General features: G+C 62.4%; 17 protein-coding genes and 1 pseudogene. 12 read left to right on the top strand and 6 right to left on the bottom strand.

The features are described from left to right. Positions 1–22: 22 nt before the first annotated feature. Positions 23–925 carry a LysR substrate-binding domain-containing protein gene (locus tag NAO55_RS18395; RefSeq protein WP_014598114.1) on the bottom strand — a complete coding sequence of 301 codons (903 nt, stop codon included), beginning with the start codon at positions 923–925 and terminating at the stop codon, positions 23–25. Positions 926–1,052: 127 nt separating this feature from the next. Further along, positions 1,053–1,592, bottom strand: coding sequence for a DUF421 domain-containing protein (locus tag NAO55_RS18400; RefSeq protein ID WP_102839071.1), 540 nt, complete (start codon positions 1,590–1,592; stop codon positions 1,053–1,055). A gap of 459 nt (positions 1,593–2,051) precedes the next feature. On the opposite strand from NAO55_RS18400, the gene NAO55_RS18405 reads away from it, so the two are divergent. The 8 genes from NAO55_RS18405 (at position 2,052) to NAO55_RS18440 (ending at position 9,052) form a co-directional block, all read left to right on the top strand. Continuing rightward, positions 2,052–2,873 carry a putative phage abortive infection protein gene (locus tag NAO55_RS18405; RefSeq protein WP_102839070.1) on the top strand — a complete coding sequence of 274 codons (822 nt, stop codon included), beginning with the start codon at positions 2,052–2,054 and terminating at the stop codon, positions 2,871–2,873. Positions 2,874–2,915: 42 nt separating this feature from the next. Next, complete coding sequence (locus NAO55_RS18410; protein WP_146030717.1) at positions 2,916–3,260, top strand: hypothetical protein; 345 nt, start codon at positions 2,916–2,918, stop codon at positions 3,258–3,260. 598 nt (positions 3,261–3,858) lie between these two features. Further along, positions 3,859–4,425 (top strand): DUF1993 domain-containing protein, encoded by a 567-nt coding sequence (locus NAO55_RS18415; protein ID WP_102839069.1) that lies wholly within the window; start codon positions 3,859–3,861, stop codon positions 4,423–4,425. Positions 4,426–4,769: 344 nt separating this feature from the next. Next, positions 4,770–6,605 carry an ABC transporter ATP-binding protein gene (locus NAO55_RS18420; protein WP_102839068.1) on the top strand — a complete coding sequence of 612 codons (1,836 nt, stop codon included), beginning with the start codon at positions 4,770–4,772 and terminating at the stop codon, positions 6,603–6,605. Between the two features lie 149 nt (positions 6,606–6,754). Next, positions 6,755–7,375 carry a Type 1 glutamine amidotransferase-like domain-containing protein gene (locus tag NAO55_RS18425; protein ID WP_102839067.1) on the top strand — a complete coding sequence of 207 codons (621 nt, stop codon included), beginning with the start codon at positions 6,755–6,757 and terminating at the stop codon, positions 7,373–7,375. A 143-nt stretch (positions 7,376–7,518) separates the two neighbouring features. After that, the gene (locus tag NAO55_RS18430) at positions 7,519–7,812 is read left to right on the top strand and encodes a GNAT family N-acetyltransferase (protein ID WP_102839066.1); all 294 of its coding nucleotides are present in this window, start codon (positions 7,519–7,521) and stop codon (positions 7,810–7,812) included. 170 nt (positions 7,813–7,982) lie between these two features. After that, positions 7,983–8,387, top strand: a complete 405-nt coding sequence (locus NAO55_RS18435; RefSeq protein WP_102839065.1) for a hypothetical protein — start codon at positions 7,983–7,985, stop codon at positions 8,385–8,387. A gap of 161 nt (positions 8,388–8,548) precedes the next feature. Next, on the top strand, positions 8,549–9,052 hold the full coding sequence (locus NAO55_RS18440) for a DUF4126 family protein (RefSeq protein WP_102839064.1): 504 nt from the start codon (positions 8,549–8,551) through the stop codon (positions 9,050–9,052). 148 nt (positions 9,053–9,200) lie between these two features. Here the strand turns inward: NAO55_RS18440 and NAO55_RS18445 are convergent, their stop codons facing one another. Then, entirely contained in the window at positions 9,201–9,977 is a 777-nt protein-coding gene (locus tag NAO55_RS18445) for a hypothetical protein (RefSeq protein WP_102839063.1), read from the bottom strand. Positions 9,978–10,205: 228 nt separating this feature from the next. After that, entirely contained in the window at positions 10,206–11,048 is an 843-nt protein-coding gene (gene yghU / locus NAO55_RS18450) for a glutathione-dependent disulfide-bond oxidoreductase (RefSeq protein WP_102839062.1), read from the bottom strand. A 259-nt stretch (positions 11,049–11,307) separates the two neighbouring features. On the opposite strand from yghU, the gene NAO55_RS18455 reads away from it, so the two are divergent. From NAO55_RS18455 to NAO55_RS18470, 4 genes and pseudogenes are all read left to right on the top strand, one after another. Further along, positions 11,308–11,544 carry a helix-turn-helix domain-containing protein gene (locus NAO55_RS18455; RefSeq protein WP_224109194.1) on the top strand — a complete coding sequence of 79 codons (237 nt, stop codon included), beginning with the start codon at positions 11,308–11,310 and terminating at the stop codon, positions 11,542–11,544. Further along, on the top strand, positions 11,541–12,782 hold the full coding sequence (locus tag NAO55_RS18460) for a type II toxin-antitoxin system HipA family toxin (RefSeq protein ID WP_102839061.1): 1,242 nt from the start codon (positions 11,541–11,543) through the stop codon (positions 12,780–12,782). Before NAO55_RS18455 ends, NAO55_RS18460 begins: the two co-directional genes overlap by 4 nt. Positions 12,783–12,943: 161 nt before the next feature. Further along, positions 12,944–13,316: pseudogene (locus NAO55_RS18465) on the top strand (hypothetical protein). A 2-nt stretch (positions 13,317–13,318) separates the two neighbouring features. After that, complete coding sequence (locus NAO55_RS18470; protein WP_043217728.1) at positions 13,319–13,507, top strand: DUF1289 domain-containing protein; 189 nt, start codon at positions 13,319–13,321, stop codon at positions 13,505–13,507. A gap of 171 nt (positions 13,508–13,678) precedes the next feature. On the opposite strand, the gene trpA is transcribed toward NAO55_RS18470, so the two are convergent. Together trpA and trpB are read right to left on the bottom strand one after the other, a co-directional pair. Next, positions 13,679–14,500, bottom strand: coding sequence for a tryptophan synthase subunit alpha (gene trpA / locus NAO55_RS18475; protein ID WP_102839060.1), 822 nt, complete (start codon positions 14,498–14,500; stop codon positions 13,679–13,681). Continuing rightward, positions 14,497–15,708, bottom strand: coding sequence for a tryptophan synthase subunit beta (gene trpB, locus NAO55_RS18480; RefSeq protein ID WP_102839059.1), 1,212 nt, complete (start codon positions 15,706–15,708; stop codon positions 14,497–14,499). Before trpB ends, trpA begins: the two co-directional genes overlap by 4 nt. Positions 15,709–15,896: the final 188 nt, after the last annotated feature.

Here is a 15,896-nt window from a genome sequence, read left to right on the forward strand (position 1 = left end):
TACCCGGACGCGCGACCCATGCTCAGTCGTGCGGGGCGCCGGCTCCCAGGCGCTCACTCAGATAATCCAGAAAACAGGTGATGCGCGAAGCCAGCGCGGTGTTGCGGTAGTACACCGCGTTGATCGGCTGGCGCACGTCGACCCGCTGTGCCGCCAGCACCTCCACCAGCTCGCCGCGCTGGCGGTCCCGGCCAGTCATGAAGTCCGACAGGCTGGCGATCCCTTCGCCGGCCAGCGCCAGCTCGCGCACCGTGTCGCCGCTGGAGGCGCGTAGCGCCGGGTTGATTCGCCAGCTCTCGCCCAGCGCGTGGCGCAGCGGCCAGTCGTTGAGGCGATCCGGCTCGGTAAAGCCGATCAGGCTGTGCTCCGCCAGGTCCTCGACCTGTTGCGGCGTGCCATGCCGCGCCAGATAGGCCGGGCTCGCCAGCACCCGGCGCGTGGTATGGCACAGCGGCCGTGCATGCAGGCTGGAATCGGGCAGCGGGCCGATGCGGATGGCCAGATCGATGCGCCGCTCCAGCAAATCGACGATGCGGTCGTCGCTGTGCAGCTCCAGCTCGATCAGCGGATAGCGCGCGCGGAAATCGCCGATCAGCGGGACGATCACATGCAGCATGAACGGCGACGCGGTATTGACCCGCAAGCGCCCGGCCGGCGCCTGCCGCCGCAGCGCCATCTGCTCCTCGGCTTCCTCGACGCTGGCCAGAATCCGCCGCGCCTGCGCCAGGAACGCCTCGCCTTCCTCGGTCAGCTCGAGGCGCCGCGTGGTGCGGCGCAACAACGTCACCGTCAGCTTGTCCTCCAGCCGACTCAACGCCCGGCTTACGCCCGAGGCGGTCTGTTCCAGCTGCTCGGCCGCAGCGCTGATCGAGCCACTGTCGACCACGCTGACAAAGGCGAGCATTTCGTCGAGGTTGGTTTTCATGGGTGGGAATCGCATCGAAGGGCGGGAACAACGAGTCTGGCGACAGCGCCGTGTGGCGGCAACCGGGCCGGCGCGGGCCCCCGGCGGCGGGCCCGTCGATCAGCCGCTGGCGAAAGGGGCCACGGCCTCAAACGCCCTTTTCATTCGGCCCCGGCACATTCACCCCGTCCAGTGTGGAACGGCTGTCGCCGGCGCCATCGGTGATCACGCTGAAACTGCCATCGGTTTCCAGCACCACCGCCTCGATGCCATCCAGCGCGGCCAGCCCCTGACTGCGCGCGGCAGCCCGCACCTCGTCCTCGGTCACCCGCGCCACGCGCATGGCATCGCCGAGAAAACGCCCGCGAAAGAACAGCAGCGCCGGCTCGCCCGTCACCGTCCGCCGCACCCATGCCACCCGCACGCTGGACCAGGTGACCACGTACTGCAGCCCGATCAACAGCGCGAACGCCAGCACCCCCTCGGCCAGCGACACATTGCGATTGAGCAGAATCGTCGCGAACGTCGAACCCAGCGCCACCGTCACCACCAGATCGAACGCATTCATCTTCGACAATGTCCGCCGCCCCGACAGACGCAACAGCAACACCAGGCTGACATAGGCCAGCACGCCCACCACCAGCGTGCGTATCAACGTCGTTGCGCTACTGAAAAACATGCCTTCCACGATCACCTCCGCAACTGAACCATGCAGGGGTGGACAGGGTAGATGGGCGGAAAGTGCATACGTCGCGAGTCACCGCGCGTCAGGCGGAAGCGTGAAAACCGGGGATTAATCCATCGTCTGCTTTACCCATACGGAAGCAGTGGCTAATGTGCCAGCACGCGCAGCAACTGCGCACTCGATCACGGTTCCGCTGCGACGCTACGGTCTGCACCGGTCCGCTACCAAGGAAGGTACAGATGGCGCGCTTTTCCCCTGTTCGCTTGCAATGCCAGTTCGATAGGCCCGGCGAGCGGCGTCTTTCCGATAAGAAAAGCTAGAGAAAAAGATGGCGATTTATTATTCGCAGAATTCCGTCCTGTTAAATAATAAATCTGTCCCCTTTTTCCACATTCGCTTCGCTCACTGGGACGGGCTAAAGCCCGCCCTTCAACCAAACGTTAGCCCCCACATGAGATACACATGACATCACGCGATTACAAAGTTATTGGCTCCGTCTTGGCAATATTTGGGATCTATGCCGGCGCGTTGCTCTGGAATATCTGGCCAATCGAGGAAATATCTGTCGCAAAATCGGGTGTATTTGGCGATAGTTTTGGCGCACTTACAGCCCTGTTTTCAGGTCTGGCATTTGCTGGCCTTCTAATCACTATTTTTTATCAAAGGGAAGATCTTGGCCTGACGAAGAAGGAGCTTCGCCTGACCAGAGAGGAAATAAAAGCTCAGCATCTCGAAACGACATTTTTTCATATGCTAAGGCTTCAACAAGACATCGTCGCTGGAATTGACCTACAAAGACAGAGAGAAGGCGGGCAGCAAGAAACAAAAGGGCGCGATTGCTTTAAGGTCTTTGTAAAACGAATTCAGCGCAACTATCAGGATGAATTAAAAACCAACCTAAATAATGATGAACGATCACTTTCAAATGCTGCGTATGAATCACTCTGGATGAAGTCGCAGAGCGACCTAGGTCATTACTTTCGCAGCCTATACAACGTCTTTCGTTATATTTCAGAGCATGAATTCACTGACAAAAAGCAATATGGAAGTATTGCTAGAGCACAATTGTCTGACTTTGAATTAGTAGTCCTACTATATAACTGCACAAGCCATCGAGGCAGGAACTTTATTCGATATGCAGAAGAATTTGAGATTTTCGACAACCTAGATATTTCTCTCCTTATAAAAGCAGAGCATGTGGACTTTCTGCCTATATCTGTCTTTGGTGACAATCAGGCAGCGCTAACAATTCATTCCAGCGGACCCGCTAAAGCGGGTCGCTGAATTCAACGTTATGAACCCAAACCAAACCACTTCAGGTGACCCATGAAATTTATTGATGCCAAGAAAGAGCTTATTCAGATACTACAAGATGCAGATGCACGGTTTATTTCCGCATATCAAATTTGTCTTGCCGTTGAAGCAAAATTTCCAAATCTATGGAGTGTAATTCAAAGCGAGTACGGCACCGCTACAGGTAATCCCACAATGGGTTCTGGTGCAGGGCAACACTACTCTCCAGCCTCATTTGTTTCCCAAGCTCTCGAATACTTCAGCAAGACGCTAAAAGAAATCAAAAAAGAATATTTCACTTGCGAGGGTGTGACATTTAGCAACATAGAGCCTGGCTACACCGGAAACGTTGTGGCAATCTGGGCATGGCAAGAATAAAAAAGTGAATAAAAACTGGTTCAAGACCTTCGCTTCGCTCACTCGGGGCCGGCTAAAGGCGGCCCCTTAACAAAACGTTATGTGAAGGAAATCAATTGAAGTCTGTACTTGCTGCTCTGACAGGATTGATAGCTGGCTGGATTCTAACTAAGTCACACGACTTTATGCCTGATTCCTATTTTGGATTTTGTGGGCAAAGCAGTCGCTAGTAGCGAAACGGTAAGTTCGTTACTTTATGCGCTGCCAATGAGTCCTGCTGCTGCGGAAACTGTGCATGTTTGGCTCATAATGGCAGCTCTTACTGTTGTCCCGGAAATGTGCTTCGGAGTACTCGCAGTTGCGTTCTACATGTGGGTCGCATCGCGCGACTAATTATCTATTCATCATTGGTCGCGCCTCTGTTCATGGTGGGTATGGGGCTCTACTACAGATTTCAATTGGCAAAAAGCGATCCATTGTTAGCGCGGTCCTTTTGGAATAACGCCGAGTCGAATATTCAACGAAAAAGGGGACAGATTTATTTATCCGCAGGTTGCTAGGCTCGTAACACGCTGCCACTTTCTCCGGCGTAGCCTTCAATCGCTCAAGGTAAGCATCCATGCAGCTAACCACCCTCCTCGTCCCAACCTACACGCAAATGCTCAAAACCCTCTCCGGCTGGCTGAAGAAGGCGCAGGCCCAGCTACCGGAAGCAGAGGCGCAGGCGTTGTTATCCGCGCGGCTGGCGCCGGATATGTTTCCGTTGTCGACGCAGGTTCGCTTTGCCTGCGTGCAGGCGCGGGAGGCGGTGTGCCGGCTGAGAGGCGAGGCCTTTCCGGCTGTGATCAACGAGCTGATGGACGAGGGGCGGCAGGCGGGTGAGCGGCCGGGCACGCTGGCTGATGCCTATGCCCGGATCGATGAAACGGTGGCGTTGCTCGACGGCCTCGCCGCCGATGCGCTGGATATGGACGCGGACAAGCCAATCGCCCACGAGCTGGCGAATGGGATGATCTTCGACCTGACTGCGGACCAGTACGCCCGTGACTGGACGCTGGCGCAGTTCTATTTCCACGTGATGACCGCGTATTCGATCCTGCGTAAGGAAGGGATCGAGCTGGGCAAGGCGGACTACGTGGCGCATATGCTGCCCTATCTGCGGCCGGAATCGGTTCCGAAGGGGTAGCCGAGTAGGGTGGGCCTTAGTCCACCGGGGCGGTTCGGTTATGGCGGGTGGTGGGCTGAAGCCTACCCTGCGGTGCTGCGCTCGGAGCAGGCAGCGAGGTGGTCCGGACGTGACGCGTGGAAAAGGCTTCGCCGTTTTCCACCCTACGCATGCGCGGTGTCGGCAGAGGAGGCCGAGTGGCGTAGGGTGGACAACGCTGCGCTTGTCCACCGATGCGAATCGACGGGCCGGTTATGTGGTTGGCGAAACGCTCCGGGGCTTGGGGCGTCCAACCGGGATGCCGCGCCCGCGCGGTCGTATTTGCGAACGACGTTTGCCCACCTCGCCACAAAGCAGACCTCCCCATGTTGTTCCGCCGTTTCGAAAATCTGATCGACGTCTTCAAGCCCAGCCCGGACGTTGCGCCGCCGGCCGGGATGCTGCGCTTCTATGCGCATTATCTGAAGCAGGTCTGGCCATTGATGACCGCCGTGCTGGTGGTCGGCTTTTTCGCGGCGCTGATCGAGGTGGCGTTGTTCAGCTTTCTCGGCCAGTTGATCGATATGGCCCAGGCTACCGATGACGCGCGGACCTTCTTTGCCGAGCACCGCAGCGAGTTGCTGTGGATGGCGGCGGTGGCGCTGGTCATCCGGCCGCTGGTGTTCGGCCTGCACAACCTGCTGACGCATCAGGCGATCAACCCGGGGCTGACCAACCTGATCCGCTGGCAGAACCACCGCTACGTGCTCAAGCAGAGCCTGAACTTCTTCCAGAATGACTTCGCCGGGCGCATTGCCCAGCGGGTGATGCAGACCGGGCCGTCGCTGCGCGATTCGGCCATGCAGGTGATCGATGCGCTGTGGCATGTGGTGGTCTACGCCGGCAGTGCGCTGTACCTGTTCGCCGCCGCCGACCTGCGCCTGATCGTGCCGCTGGCCTTGTGGATCGTCGGCTACAGCGCCGCGCTCTGGTACTTCGTGCCGCGTATTCGCGCGCGTTCGGCGGCCGCTTCCGCGGCGCGTTCGAAGGTGATGGGGCGGGTGGTGGACGGCTACAGCAACGTCGCCACGCTCAAGCTGTTCGCCCATTCGCGGGAGGAGGAGAGCTACGCCCGCGAGGCGATGCAGGAGCTGCTTGGCAAGTTCCGCCTGCAGTCGCGCGTCATCACCAGCCTGGATTTCCTCATCACCTGCATGAACGGCCTGCTGATCGTCGGCACCGGCGCGCTGGCACTGTGGCTGTGGAGCGAGGCGCTGATCACCACAGGCGCCATCGCCCTGGCGCTGGGCCTGGTGATCCGCATCAACAACATGGCCGAGTGGATCATGTGGGTGGTCAACGGCATCTTCGAGAACGTCGGCACCGTGCAGGACGGCATGAAGAGCATCGTCCGGCCGCGCGATGTGCTCGACCCCGAGGACGCCAGGCCGCTGCAGGTGGAGCAGGGCGGCGTGCGCTTCGAGGATGTGCATTTCCACTACGGCAAGCAGGGCGGGGTGATCAGCGGGCTCTCCATTGATATTCGTCCGGGCGAGAAGATCGGCCTGGTCGGGCCGTCGGGTGCGGGCAAGTCGACGCTGGTCAACCTGCTGCTGCGCCTCTATGACCTGGAGAGCGGGCGCATCCTTATCGATGGGCAGAACGTCGCCGAGGTCAGCCAGGAGAGCCTGCGCGCCAACATCGGTGTGGTCACCCAGGACACCTCGCTGCTGCACCGTTCGATCCGCGACAACCTGCGCTACGGCAAGCCCGACGCCACTGAAGAAGAACTCTGGGCCGCGGCACGCAAGGCCCGCGCGGATGCGTTCATCAAGACCCTGGACGACAGCCAGGGCGGCAAGGGCTTCGAGGCGATGGTGGGCGAGCGCGGCGTGAAGCTCTCCGGCGGGCAACGGCAGCGCATCGCCATCGCCCGGGTGCTGCTCAAGGACGCGCCGATCCTGGTGCTCGACGAAGCCACCTCGGCGCTGGATTCGGAGGTCGAGGCGGCGATTCAGGAGAGCCTGGATGCCCTGATGGAAGGCAAGACGGTGATCGCCATCGCGCACCGGCTGTCGACCATTGCGCGCATGGATCGGCTGGTGGTGATCGACAAGGGCCAGGTGATCGAGGCCGGCACCCACGCCGAGCTGATCGCCCGCGGCGGGCTCTATGCGCGGCTGTGGCAGCACCAGACCGGTGGTTTTGTCGGGGTGGATTGATAGGAAACGGGCAAGCCAGGGGTTTTTCGTTCACTCTGCTTGCCGGCCTGTTGGAAGGCGCGGCGCAGCAGCGCTGAGCTAGCCCGCCGTGTTCTCAATAACCAGGGGCGGTTGGGCGAGCCTGAATCCAGTCGAGCGCAGAGGTGCATATGAACATTTTCCTGACATCCTCCTTTGCTGAAGTCGTGGACTTGTTTGTCAGCTTCACCAAGGGCGACTGCAGCGGTAAGACGGTTACGTTGATTCCTACGGCAAGTCTTGTTGAGGAGGTCAATTCATACCTGCTCGCGGCCAAGGACGCACTCGTCAAAGCGGGCCTGGTTATTGATGAGCTGGACGTTTCCAGCGCAAGTCGGGACGAGATCGTCAGCAAGCTCGAACGCGGCGATTACATCTATGTGTCCGGCGGCAACACCTTCTTTCTGCTGCAGGAGCTCAAGCGCACAGGCGCGGACCTGCTGATCGCCGAACACGTCAGAGCCGGGAAGTGCTACATCGGCGAATCCGCCGGCTCCGCGATACTCGCCCCCAGCATCGAATACATAACGGCGCTGGACGATGTTTCTGCCGCGCCTGATCTCGGGTCCTATGCCGCCTTGGGGTTGGTCGATTTCTACCCGCTGCCGCATTACCGAAACGAGCCGTTTGCCGAGGCTGTCGAGCAGGTGCTGAAAGAGCATGGGGATGCGCTGGATCTCCGACCATTCAGCAATAACCAGGCGATCGCCTTGTCGGGCGGCCATGCCGAGCTTCAAACCAGCGGTGATTGAGTTTCATACCCGGCCCGAGCCTACCTGCGGCAGATCTTGGGCAAGTCGGCGCAGGGCGCTTCGTCGTCGCTCCATCTGAACCCTCCCACACCGCGTCCACTCGTACCTCTAGCCACAGCCAAAGAACCGAGAGGGAATCTGCCATGACCGACAGACAAGCCAGCGTCCGCCACGATGCCGCGCAGCAGCGCTATGAACTGCTGGTGGAGGGCCAGCCACTCGGCTTCGCTGCGTATAGCGAGCAGGGCGAGCGGATGATCTTCACCCATACCGAGGTCGACCCCAGCCTGTCCGGGCAGGGGCTGGGAAGCGTGCTGGCCGAGGGTGCGCTGGACGATGCGCGGCGGCGCGACAAGCGCGTGGTGCCGCAATGCGAGTTCATTGCCCGCTACATCGAGCCCCACCAAGAATGGCAGGACCTGGTCGATCCGGCCTGACCGGCCGTTACCGCTCGGACGACCGGGTAAAGCGGTGGGCTGAAGCCCACCCTACGGGTGCGGTGGTCGATGCGCTGTAGGGTGGGCTTCAGCCCACCAACGGTAGCGACCGGGGCGGCGGTCTTGTCGAATGCTAGTTGCCGCCGCCTGGTTTAGCAGAGGGTGATCGCATGGATGGTCGAGAGTTTGTCTGGGCGCATTTCAAGCTCAATGCCGAGCAGCGCCTGCGGGGCTTCAACTTCTTCGTGGTGCTGGCGATCTTTGCCGATGGCGGTGTGCTGGCGGCCCTGCAGCAGGGCTTCTCGCCGGGGCTGCTGGTTCTGCTGGGCGCCTTCACCGTCTTGCTGGCGCAGGTGTTCTGGCTGGTGGACGCGCGCAGCCGGCAACTGCTGGAGCTGACCATCGTCGCACTCAAGGAGATGGAGGCCGACTATCCCGAGAGTTACCGGCTGTTCGCCGCCGATGCGCTGGGGCAGAGCCGGGTGATCAGCTACACCTTCGCCATCCGCGCACTGCTGCTGGCGCAGATGGGCTTTGGTCTGGGTGTGGTCGGCTACGGGCTTAACCAGTGGTGATGTGCGGTGCAGTTGTCTGGCGCGGTGGAAGCTGCGCATCGAAGTCTGACGCGCGGAGTCACCGAGGCGGCTGGCGTGCCATCCGTCGATGGCCACGGGACTGCGTCGAACGCTCCTTGCGTCAGGCCGGTCGGTACTAGCAACTACCGGGAGAACTGACGATGTCGACATCAAGCAATCTGTTATGGGCCGCTCTGGCGATCGGCGCGGTGACGGGCATGCGCAGCATGCTGGCGCCGACGCTGGTCAGTCGCGCATTGAGCGAGCGGGATGATCTGCGCGGTGCGGGCGAGGCGGCGCGGCTGCTGACGTCCGATTCGGCGCAGACCTTCCTGCCGGTACTGGCAGCCGGGGAGATTGCCGGCGACAAGATGCCCTTCGCCCCGGATCGCACCATCGTGCCGTCGATGATGTTTCGCGCGGTATCGGGTGGGGTCAGTGCTGCCGCGCTGGCCGGCGTGCGGCGCGAGCCGGTGGTGCTGCCGGCACTGCTGGGGGCGACGGCGGCGCTGCTCGCCTCGAAGATCGGCCTGAGCCTGCGCAAACCCTATCAGCCGCATTCGCTGCTCAACGCCGCATTCGGCGCCGCCGAAGATTGCCTGGCGCTGAGTCTGGGCCGAAGCGGGCTGCGCCAGGCGCTGGGCGAGAACCAACGCCGGCGTTGAGGTGTGAACGCGTAGGGTGGGCTTCAACCCATCAGAGAGGATGCGCATGTGGCGGTGGGCTGAAGCCCACCCTACGGGCGGATCGGGACGCGGCGTGGAGGGGTGACAACATGGTTCGCCCTGTTCTCACCCTCCCAGGCGAAAGCCGTCAGCTGGGCCGCTGGATCACGCAGATGCGGTCACGGCACAGCCCCGACTCGCGTGTACCGACACCGGGCGCTACCTCTGGAGTGCTGGCGCTGGCGCCGTAGCCGCTGCTGCCGGCCCCGGTCGGCGCCGTGGTCGCGGTGGTTGGCGGGTAGTCGGTACCGGCGCGTTTGCCGGCACTGCCAATGCCGTGGCTGCCCGTATCCTGCTCGGTGGTACGCGAAGTGCTGCTGCCCGCGCCCAGGGTTTCGCTTTCCCCGTGGCGACCTGCCATGGCGCCAGCATGGTGCATCTGCTGGCCGGTGAAATGCTTGTCCAGATGGCTGTCACCGCCGGTTGCGCCGGCATAGGGGCTGGTAGGGCCGGGGTAACCGTCCGCTGTGCCAGTGGCGCCATGTTCGTCGATATCGATGGCGCCGTTGTACTCCAGCGCATCACGTGCCTTGGCCAGCTGATCCTCGTCGACCACGTCCACCGCGATCACCAGAGCACCGCGACGCACCGCCTCCGGATAAGCCGTCGCATGATGGCGATGCTGCTCGTGCGGCTCATGGCCGAACAGCGATTTGAAGAAGTGCGCGACCTTCGATTCGTGCTCGGTGCGGTCCACCGGCGTATCGGGCGTGGTGCTATAGGGCGCGTCATAGGCGTGGATGTCGGCGCTCTCGGCGCCCACCGCATGGATCTGTTCACGCGGGATGCCGCGTGCCATCAGGTCGCCGCGGGTTCGATTGGCGTCGGTCAGCGTGGCGAACGCTGCTACCAGTGTGTGTTTCATGGCTCACCTCACGTTGTGCTGTACAACCGGGTTGGAGCGCTGCGCATGGCGAACACGAAGAGGGATCAGGACATGAGAGCCCCGGCTGATCGATGGCAGCGCTCATATCTGATTGGGTAGGCAGCTGCCGTGAGAGTTCAGCAGGCGGGATCGGCGGTCAGTGGGCTCGGCCGCCGGCGCAGGCGGGAAAGGCGCTGCCGTTCGCACCTGCGCAGGGTTGTCGACGGTTCAGTCGAGGTCGGCGGCGCTGTGGCGCTCGGGCGCCTGCTCGGACTCATCGCCCCAGCTGCGGTTGACCTTGCGCCCGCGGATGACCGCCGGTCGCGCTGCAACCTCCTTGGCCCAGCGCTGCACGTGCTGGTACTCGTGCACCGAGAGGAATTCGCCGGCGCCATACAGCTCGCCCAGCACCAGCCAGCCGTACCAGGGCCAGATCGCCATGTCGGCGATGCTGTAGTCGTCACCGGCCACGTAGCGATGCTCCGCCAGCTGGCGATCGAGCACGTCGAGCTGGCGTTTGACCTCCATGGCGTAGCGGTTGATCGGGTATTCGTACTTCTCCGGCGCGTAGGCGTAGAAATGGCCGAAACCGCCACCGAGGAAGGGCGCCGAACCCATCTGCCAGAACAGCCAGTTCAGCGTCTCGGTGCGCGCGCGGACCTCGGTCGGCAGGAAGGCGCCGAATTTCTCGGCAAGGTAGACCAGGATCGAGCCGGACTCGAACACCCGCAGCGGCCCGCCCGCGGCGCTGCGGTCGACCAGCGCGGGAATCTTCGAGTTCGGGTTGATCTCGACGAAGCCGCTACCGAACTGGTCGCCCTCGCCAATCTTGATCAGCCAGGCGTCGTACTCGGCGCCGCTGTGACCGAGGGCGAGCAGCTCCTCGAGCATGATGCCCACCTTCACCCCGTTGGGCGTGGCCAGCGAATACAGCTGCAGCGGGTGCTTGCCCACCGGCAGCGCCTTCTCCTCGCGCGCGCCGGCGGTTGGCGCATTGATATTGGCGAACTTGCCGCCGGAGGGGGCATCGTGGGTCCAGACCTTGGGCGGTACGTAAGTGGTGTCGGGCATGTCGATCTCCTCGAGCGGGAACGGGGTGTGCAGGGCATGCTACGCGCTCGGCGGGCGCGGTCGAAATCAAGTAGGTCGATATTGGTCATCGATGGGTAAGCGTTTGTTCTACGTGGTAGTTCTTTGAGATGCACCAGAAGATCTTTTTTCCCGATCGGTAAAAATTCGGTGCACCGGCCAGCGGCAGAGAGTATTTTCCCTATTGGGAAAAAATCGGAACTGAGCTATTTCCGAAGGACAAATTGTACGGAACGGGAAAATGGCTGAACCTACTGCATTTGTTTCGATGGCCGAGCTGGGCAAGCTGATCCAGCGCACTCGCAAGGGTCAGGGGCTGCGTCTGGTGGACGCTGCCGGCCTCTGTGGCGTGAGCGTGCGCTTTCTGAGCGAGCTGGAAAATGGCCGCGAGAGCTGTTCGTTCGGACGGGTGCTGAACGTGTGCCACACGCTGGGCATCGAGCTGCTGGCGGCTAGACGTGACGGGGGCGACCTGTGAGCGGACTGCTCGGCGTCTACCGGGGTGATGACCGTATCGGTGAGCTTTGGCTGGGTGACGATGGCCGGAGCATGGGTTTTCGCTATAGCGAAGCAGCGCGGTTTGCAATTTCCAATAGCTTGCCGCTTGCAACCGGTATGTTTGCGCCAACGCTCGGCACGGCACACAACTGGTTTGCCAATCTACTTCCCGAAGAAGCTTCGCGGCAGTTGCTGGTGAACCGGCTTGGGATCGCCGATGACGACTTTTCGCTGTTGGCCGCCATAGGTGGTGATTGTGCCGGTGCGTTGCGCATTGTTGACCCGGAGCGGGCCGATGCGTTGATCGAATCTGGCCAGGAGCCGGTCGACCCCAATCAGCTGGCGCGCTGGGCACAGGGTAAAGAGCGCTACGCCTTGTTCCAGCCGGGCAAGGCGACACGTCTTTCCCTTGCCGGCGCTCAGGACAAGATTCCCGTAATCCTCGAAGGCGGCCAGCTCTACCTCCCGAGCGGTGCCGCCGCTTCTTCGCATCTGATCAAGTTCTCGCTAAAGCCGGCGTTGGTTTTCAACGAGCTCTATATGAACCGTCTGGCTCGGATCGCTGGGCTTTTGGTTCCCGACTCGCACGCAGGTCAGGCAGGGAAGGCTCACTATCTTGCCGTGGCTCGTTACGATCGTGAGCGAGTGGATAACCAGATCGAGCGTGTGCACCAGGAGGACATGTGCCAGGCGCTTGGCTATCCGCGGCGGCTCAAGTACCAGGAAGAGGGCGGTCCGACGCTGGCGGCCTGCGCAGGGCTGTTGCGCGCGGTGACGACCACGCCTGCGCTGCAGGTGCGTCAACTGCTGCGCTGGCAGATATTCAACGTGCTGGCCGGCAACAGCGATGGCCATGCCAAGAATATTTCGCTGTTGCAAGACGCCAAGGGGCGCTGGTCACTGGCGCCGGCCTATGACCTGGTATGTACGATGGTGCTGCCATACAGCCCCAATCTTGGTTTCGCGGTCGGCAGCAACTTCCATCCGCAGCAGCTGCGCAGAGCCGATTGGGAAGAGCTGGCACGCCACATGGGCCTTGCGCCGCCGTTCGTACTGCGGGAGCTGCGGCAAATGCTGGATCTGCTCGAGCCAGCTGCCAATAGCGCCGAGTTGCAAGCCGAGCTGGAGACGGTTGGCATGGATGAGGTGGGTTGGGCGAAGGTGCAGCATGTGCGCAAATATGTCGTTCAGCAGTGCCGCCGCTATCGCAAGTTGTAGTGGCTAGGGTCCTGCCTTCGGGAACGTGCTTCGCAGCCTGCGATGTATCGATCAGCGGTACTGCCAACAAGCGCTGCCGACGATCCGGCATGGAGCGCTCGCGTTAGACTCCTCCTTTCTGTCCCCCAGACTCGGGGCCAACCCTGATACAGGACGTCACGATGCTTCTCGGCAAACGCGATCAGACCCGTATGGAACGGCAACTCTCCAGCTGCCTGACCCAGGCCTGCGAAGCGGGCAAGGCGGAAATCGTCGGCTTCAGCTGGCTCACCCATGAGGTCGATTACGCGCGCTTCCCCGAGAGCCTGCAGGGTCACCTGGGTATTCGCCACGGAGGCGCAGCGCGCTATGGCGATTGGTCAAGGTCAGGGCGCACGTATGCAGGTGCTCACCCGGGCGGCGCTCGCTGAGGCGGGTATCGACATGGATGCCCTGATCGCACCGGTGCGTTTCGACAGCGAGGAAGCCTGCAAGCGCAACGATGGCGGTGACTGGCAACGCCGCCTGGCCCGCAACGCCACGACACGGCACTGACCGTGGGCAAGGACGTCGAGAATCCGTGCATTTCCGTCTGCAAGCTCACGGACGAGGTGTGTACCAGCTGTGGTCGCACCAAGGACGAGATTCGCAAATGGAAACGCATGAAGCGCCCGGACAAGAAGGCGACAGTGGAGCGCGCGGCGCAGCGGTTGAAGGCACTGAAGAAGAAGAAAAAGAAAGGCTGAGCCCACAAGGGGCGCCACGCATGGGTGTCGCCTGTCGGCGCTGGATGGGGTGGCCGGCATGTCCATGCGTGATGCCGGTAGGCCGGAATCTGCGGAAAAGCCCGCTACAGGAATGAAAAAGCCGCTGCCCTCTCACGGGGGCAGCGGCTTTTCGGTCACGGCACTAAAGCCTCAGCCGCGGGCGCCGTGCACGCCAGCGCTGATCTCGCGGCACAGGCCAAGCACGCCTTCTACCGCAGCCTCCGGGCTCTTGGCCCCGGCGATCTGGTCGATCAGCGCCGAGCCGACCACCACACCCTCGGTGAGACGGGCGATAGCCGCGGCCTGCTCCGGGGTGCGGATGCCGAAGCCGACGCACACCGGCAGATCGGTGTGGCGCTTCAGGCGTGCCACGGCCTCCTCGACGTGTTCCAGAGTCGCCGAACCGGCACCGGTCACGCCGGCCACCGAGACGTAGTAGACGAAGCCGGAGCTGCCGTTGAGCACTGTGGGCAGGCGCTGGTCGTCGGTGGTCGGGGTGGTCAGGCGGATGAAGTCGATGCCGGCGGCCTGGGCCGGGTCGCAAAGCTCGTCGTTATGCTCCGGCGGCAGGTCGACGACGATCAGGCCATCGACACCGGCCTCTTTCGCATCGCTGACGAAACGCTCGACGCCATAGGCGAAGATCGGGTTGTAGTAGCCCATCAGCACCAGCGGGGTGCTCTGGTTGGTCTCGCGGAAGTCGCGGACCATCTGCAGCGTCTTCGGCAGGTTCTGCTTGCCGGCCAGGGCGCGGATGTTGGCCAGCTGGATCGCCGGGCCGTCGGCCATCGGGTCGGTGAATGGCATGCCCAGCTCGATCACGTCGGCGCCGGCGTCCGGCAGGCCCTTGAGGATGGCGAGGGAGGTGGCGTAGTCCGGATCACCGGCGGTCACGAAGGTGACCAGCGCGGCGCGGTTTTCCTGCTTCAGCTGTGCGAAGCGGGCCTGCAAGCGGGAATTCACCGAGCTCATATGTGTTCTTCCTGTTCGTCGTAGTGGTGCATGACGGTTTGCATGTCCTTGTCGCCGCGGCCGGAGAGGTTGACCACCATCAGGTGCTCCCTGGGCAGCTTGGCCGCGCGCTTGAAGGCTTCGGCCAGCGCGTGGGCCGATTCCAGCGCGGGGATGATGCCTTCCAGGCGGCAGCACAGATGGAACGCGGCCAGGGCTTCGTCATCGGTGCAGGGCACGTATTCGACGCGCTTGATCTCGTGCAACCAGGCGTGCTCCGGGCCGACGCCTGGGTAGTCGAGGCCGGCGGAAATCGAATGCGCGTCGGTGATCTGGCCGTCTTCGTCCTGCAGGAGGAAGGTGCGGTTGCCGTGCAGCACGCCCGGCGCCCCGCCGGCCATGCTGGCGGCGTGCTTGCCGGTGTCGATGCCGTGGCCGGCCGCTTCGACGCCGACGATCTGTACGCTCTCGTCATCGAGGAAGGGGTGGAACAGGCCGATGGCATTCGAGCCGCCGCCGATGCAGGCGACCAGCGAGTCGGGCAGGCGGCCCTCCTTCTGCATGATCTGTTCGCGAACCTCGTTGCCGATCACCGATTGGAAGTCGCGCACCATGGCCGGGTAGGGGTGCGGACCGGCGGCGGTGCCGATCAGGTAGAAGGTGTTGTGGACGTTGGTCACCCAGTCGCGCAGCGCCTCGTTCATCGCGTCCTTCAGCGTGCCGGTGCCGGCGGTGACCGGAATCACTTCGGCGCCCAGGAGCTTCATGCGGAAGACGTTGGCCTGCTGGCGCTCGATGTCGGTGGTGCCCATGTAGACCACGCACTGCATGCCGAAGCGCGCGGCCACGGTGGCGGTGGCCACGCCGTGCATGCCGGCGCCGGTCTCGGCGATGATGCGCTGCTTGCCCATGCGCTTGGCCAGCAGGATCTGGCCGATGCAGTTGTTGATCTTGTGCGCGCCGGTGTGGTTCAGGTCTTCGCGCTTGAGGTAGATCTTCGCGCCGCCGAAGTGCTCGGTCAGGCGCTCGGCGTAGTACAGCGGGCTGGCACGGCCGATGTAGTCGCGCTGGAAGTAGGCCAGCTCCTCGAGAAAGGCCGGGTCGCTCTTGGCTTTTTCGTATTCGGCGGCCAGCTCGTTGATCAGTGGCATCAGGGTTTCGGCGACGAACTGGCCGCCGAAGCGGCCGAACAGCCCGCGGTTGTCCGGGCCGGTGCGGTATGAGGTCATGCGAGGCTCCTTGGAGGGTGCCGACACGCAGTCGGGGTGAGCGTAGGGTGGACAACGGTGCAGCCTTGTCCACGCGATCGATACGCCAGCGTGGAAAATCGCTTCGCGGTTTCCACCCTACGGCAATCATTGAGGGTGAGCTTACGGCTGCCGGCGCCGGGTTAAAAGCGATAAGATCGCCCGAACCT

It is taken from the genome of Stutzerimonas frequens (assembly GCF_024448335.1).
GTDB lineage: Bacteria > Pseudomonadota > Gammaproteobacteria > Pseudomonadales > Pseudomonadaceae > Stutzerimonas > Stutzerimonas frequens.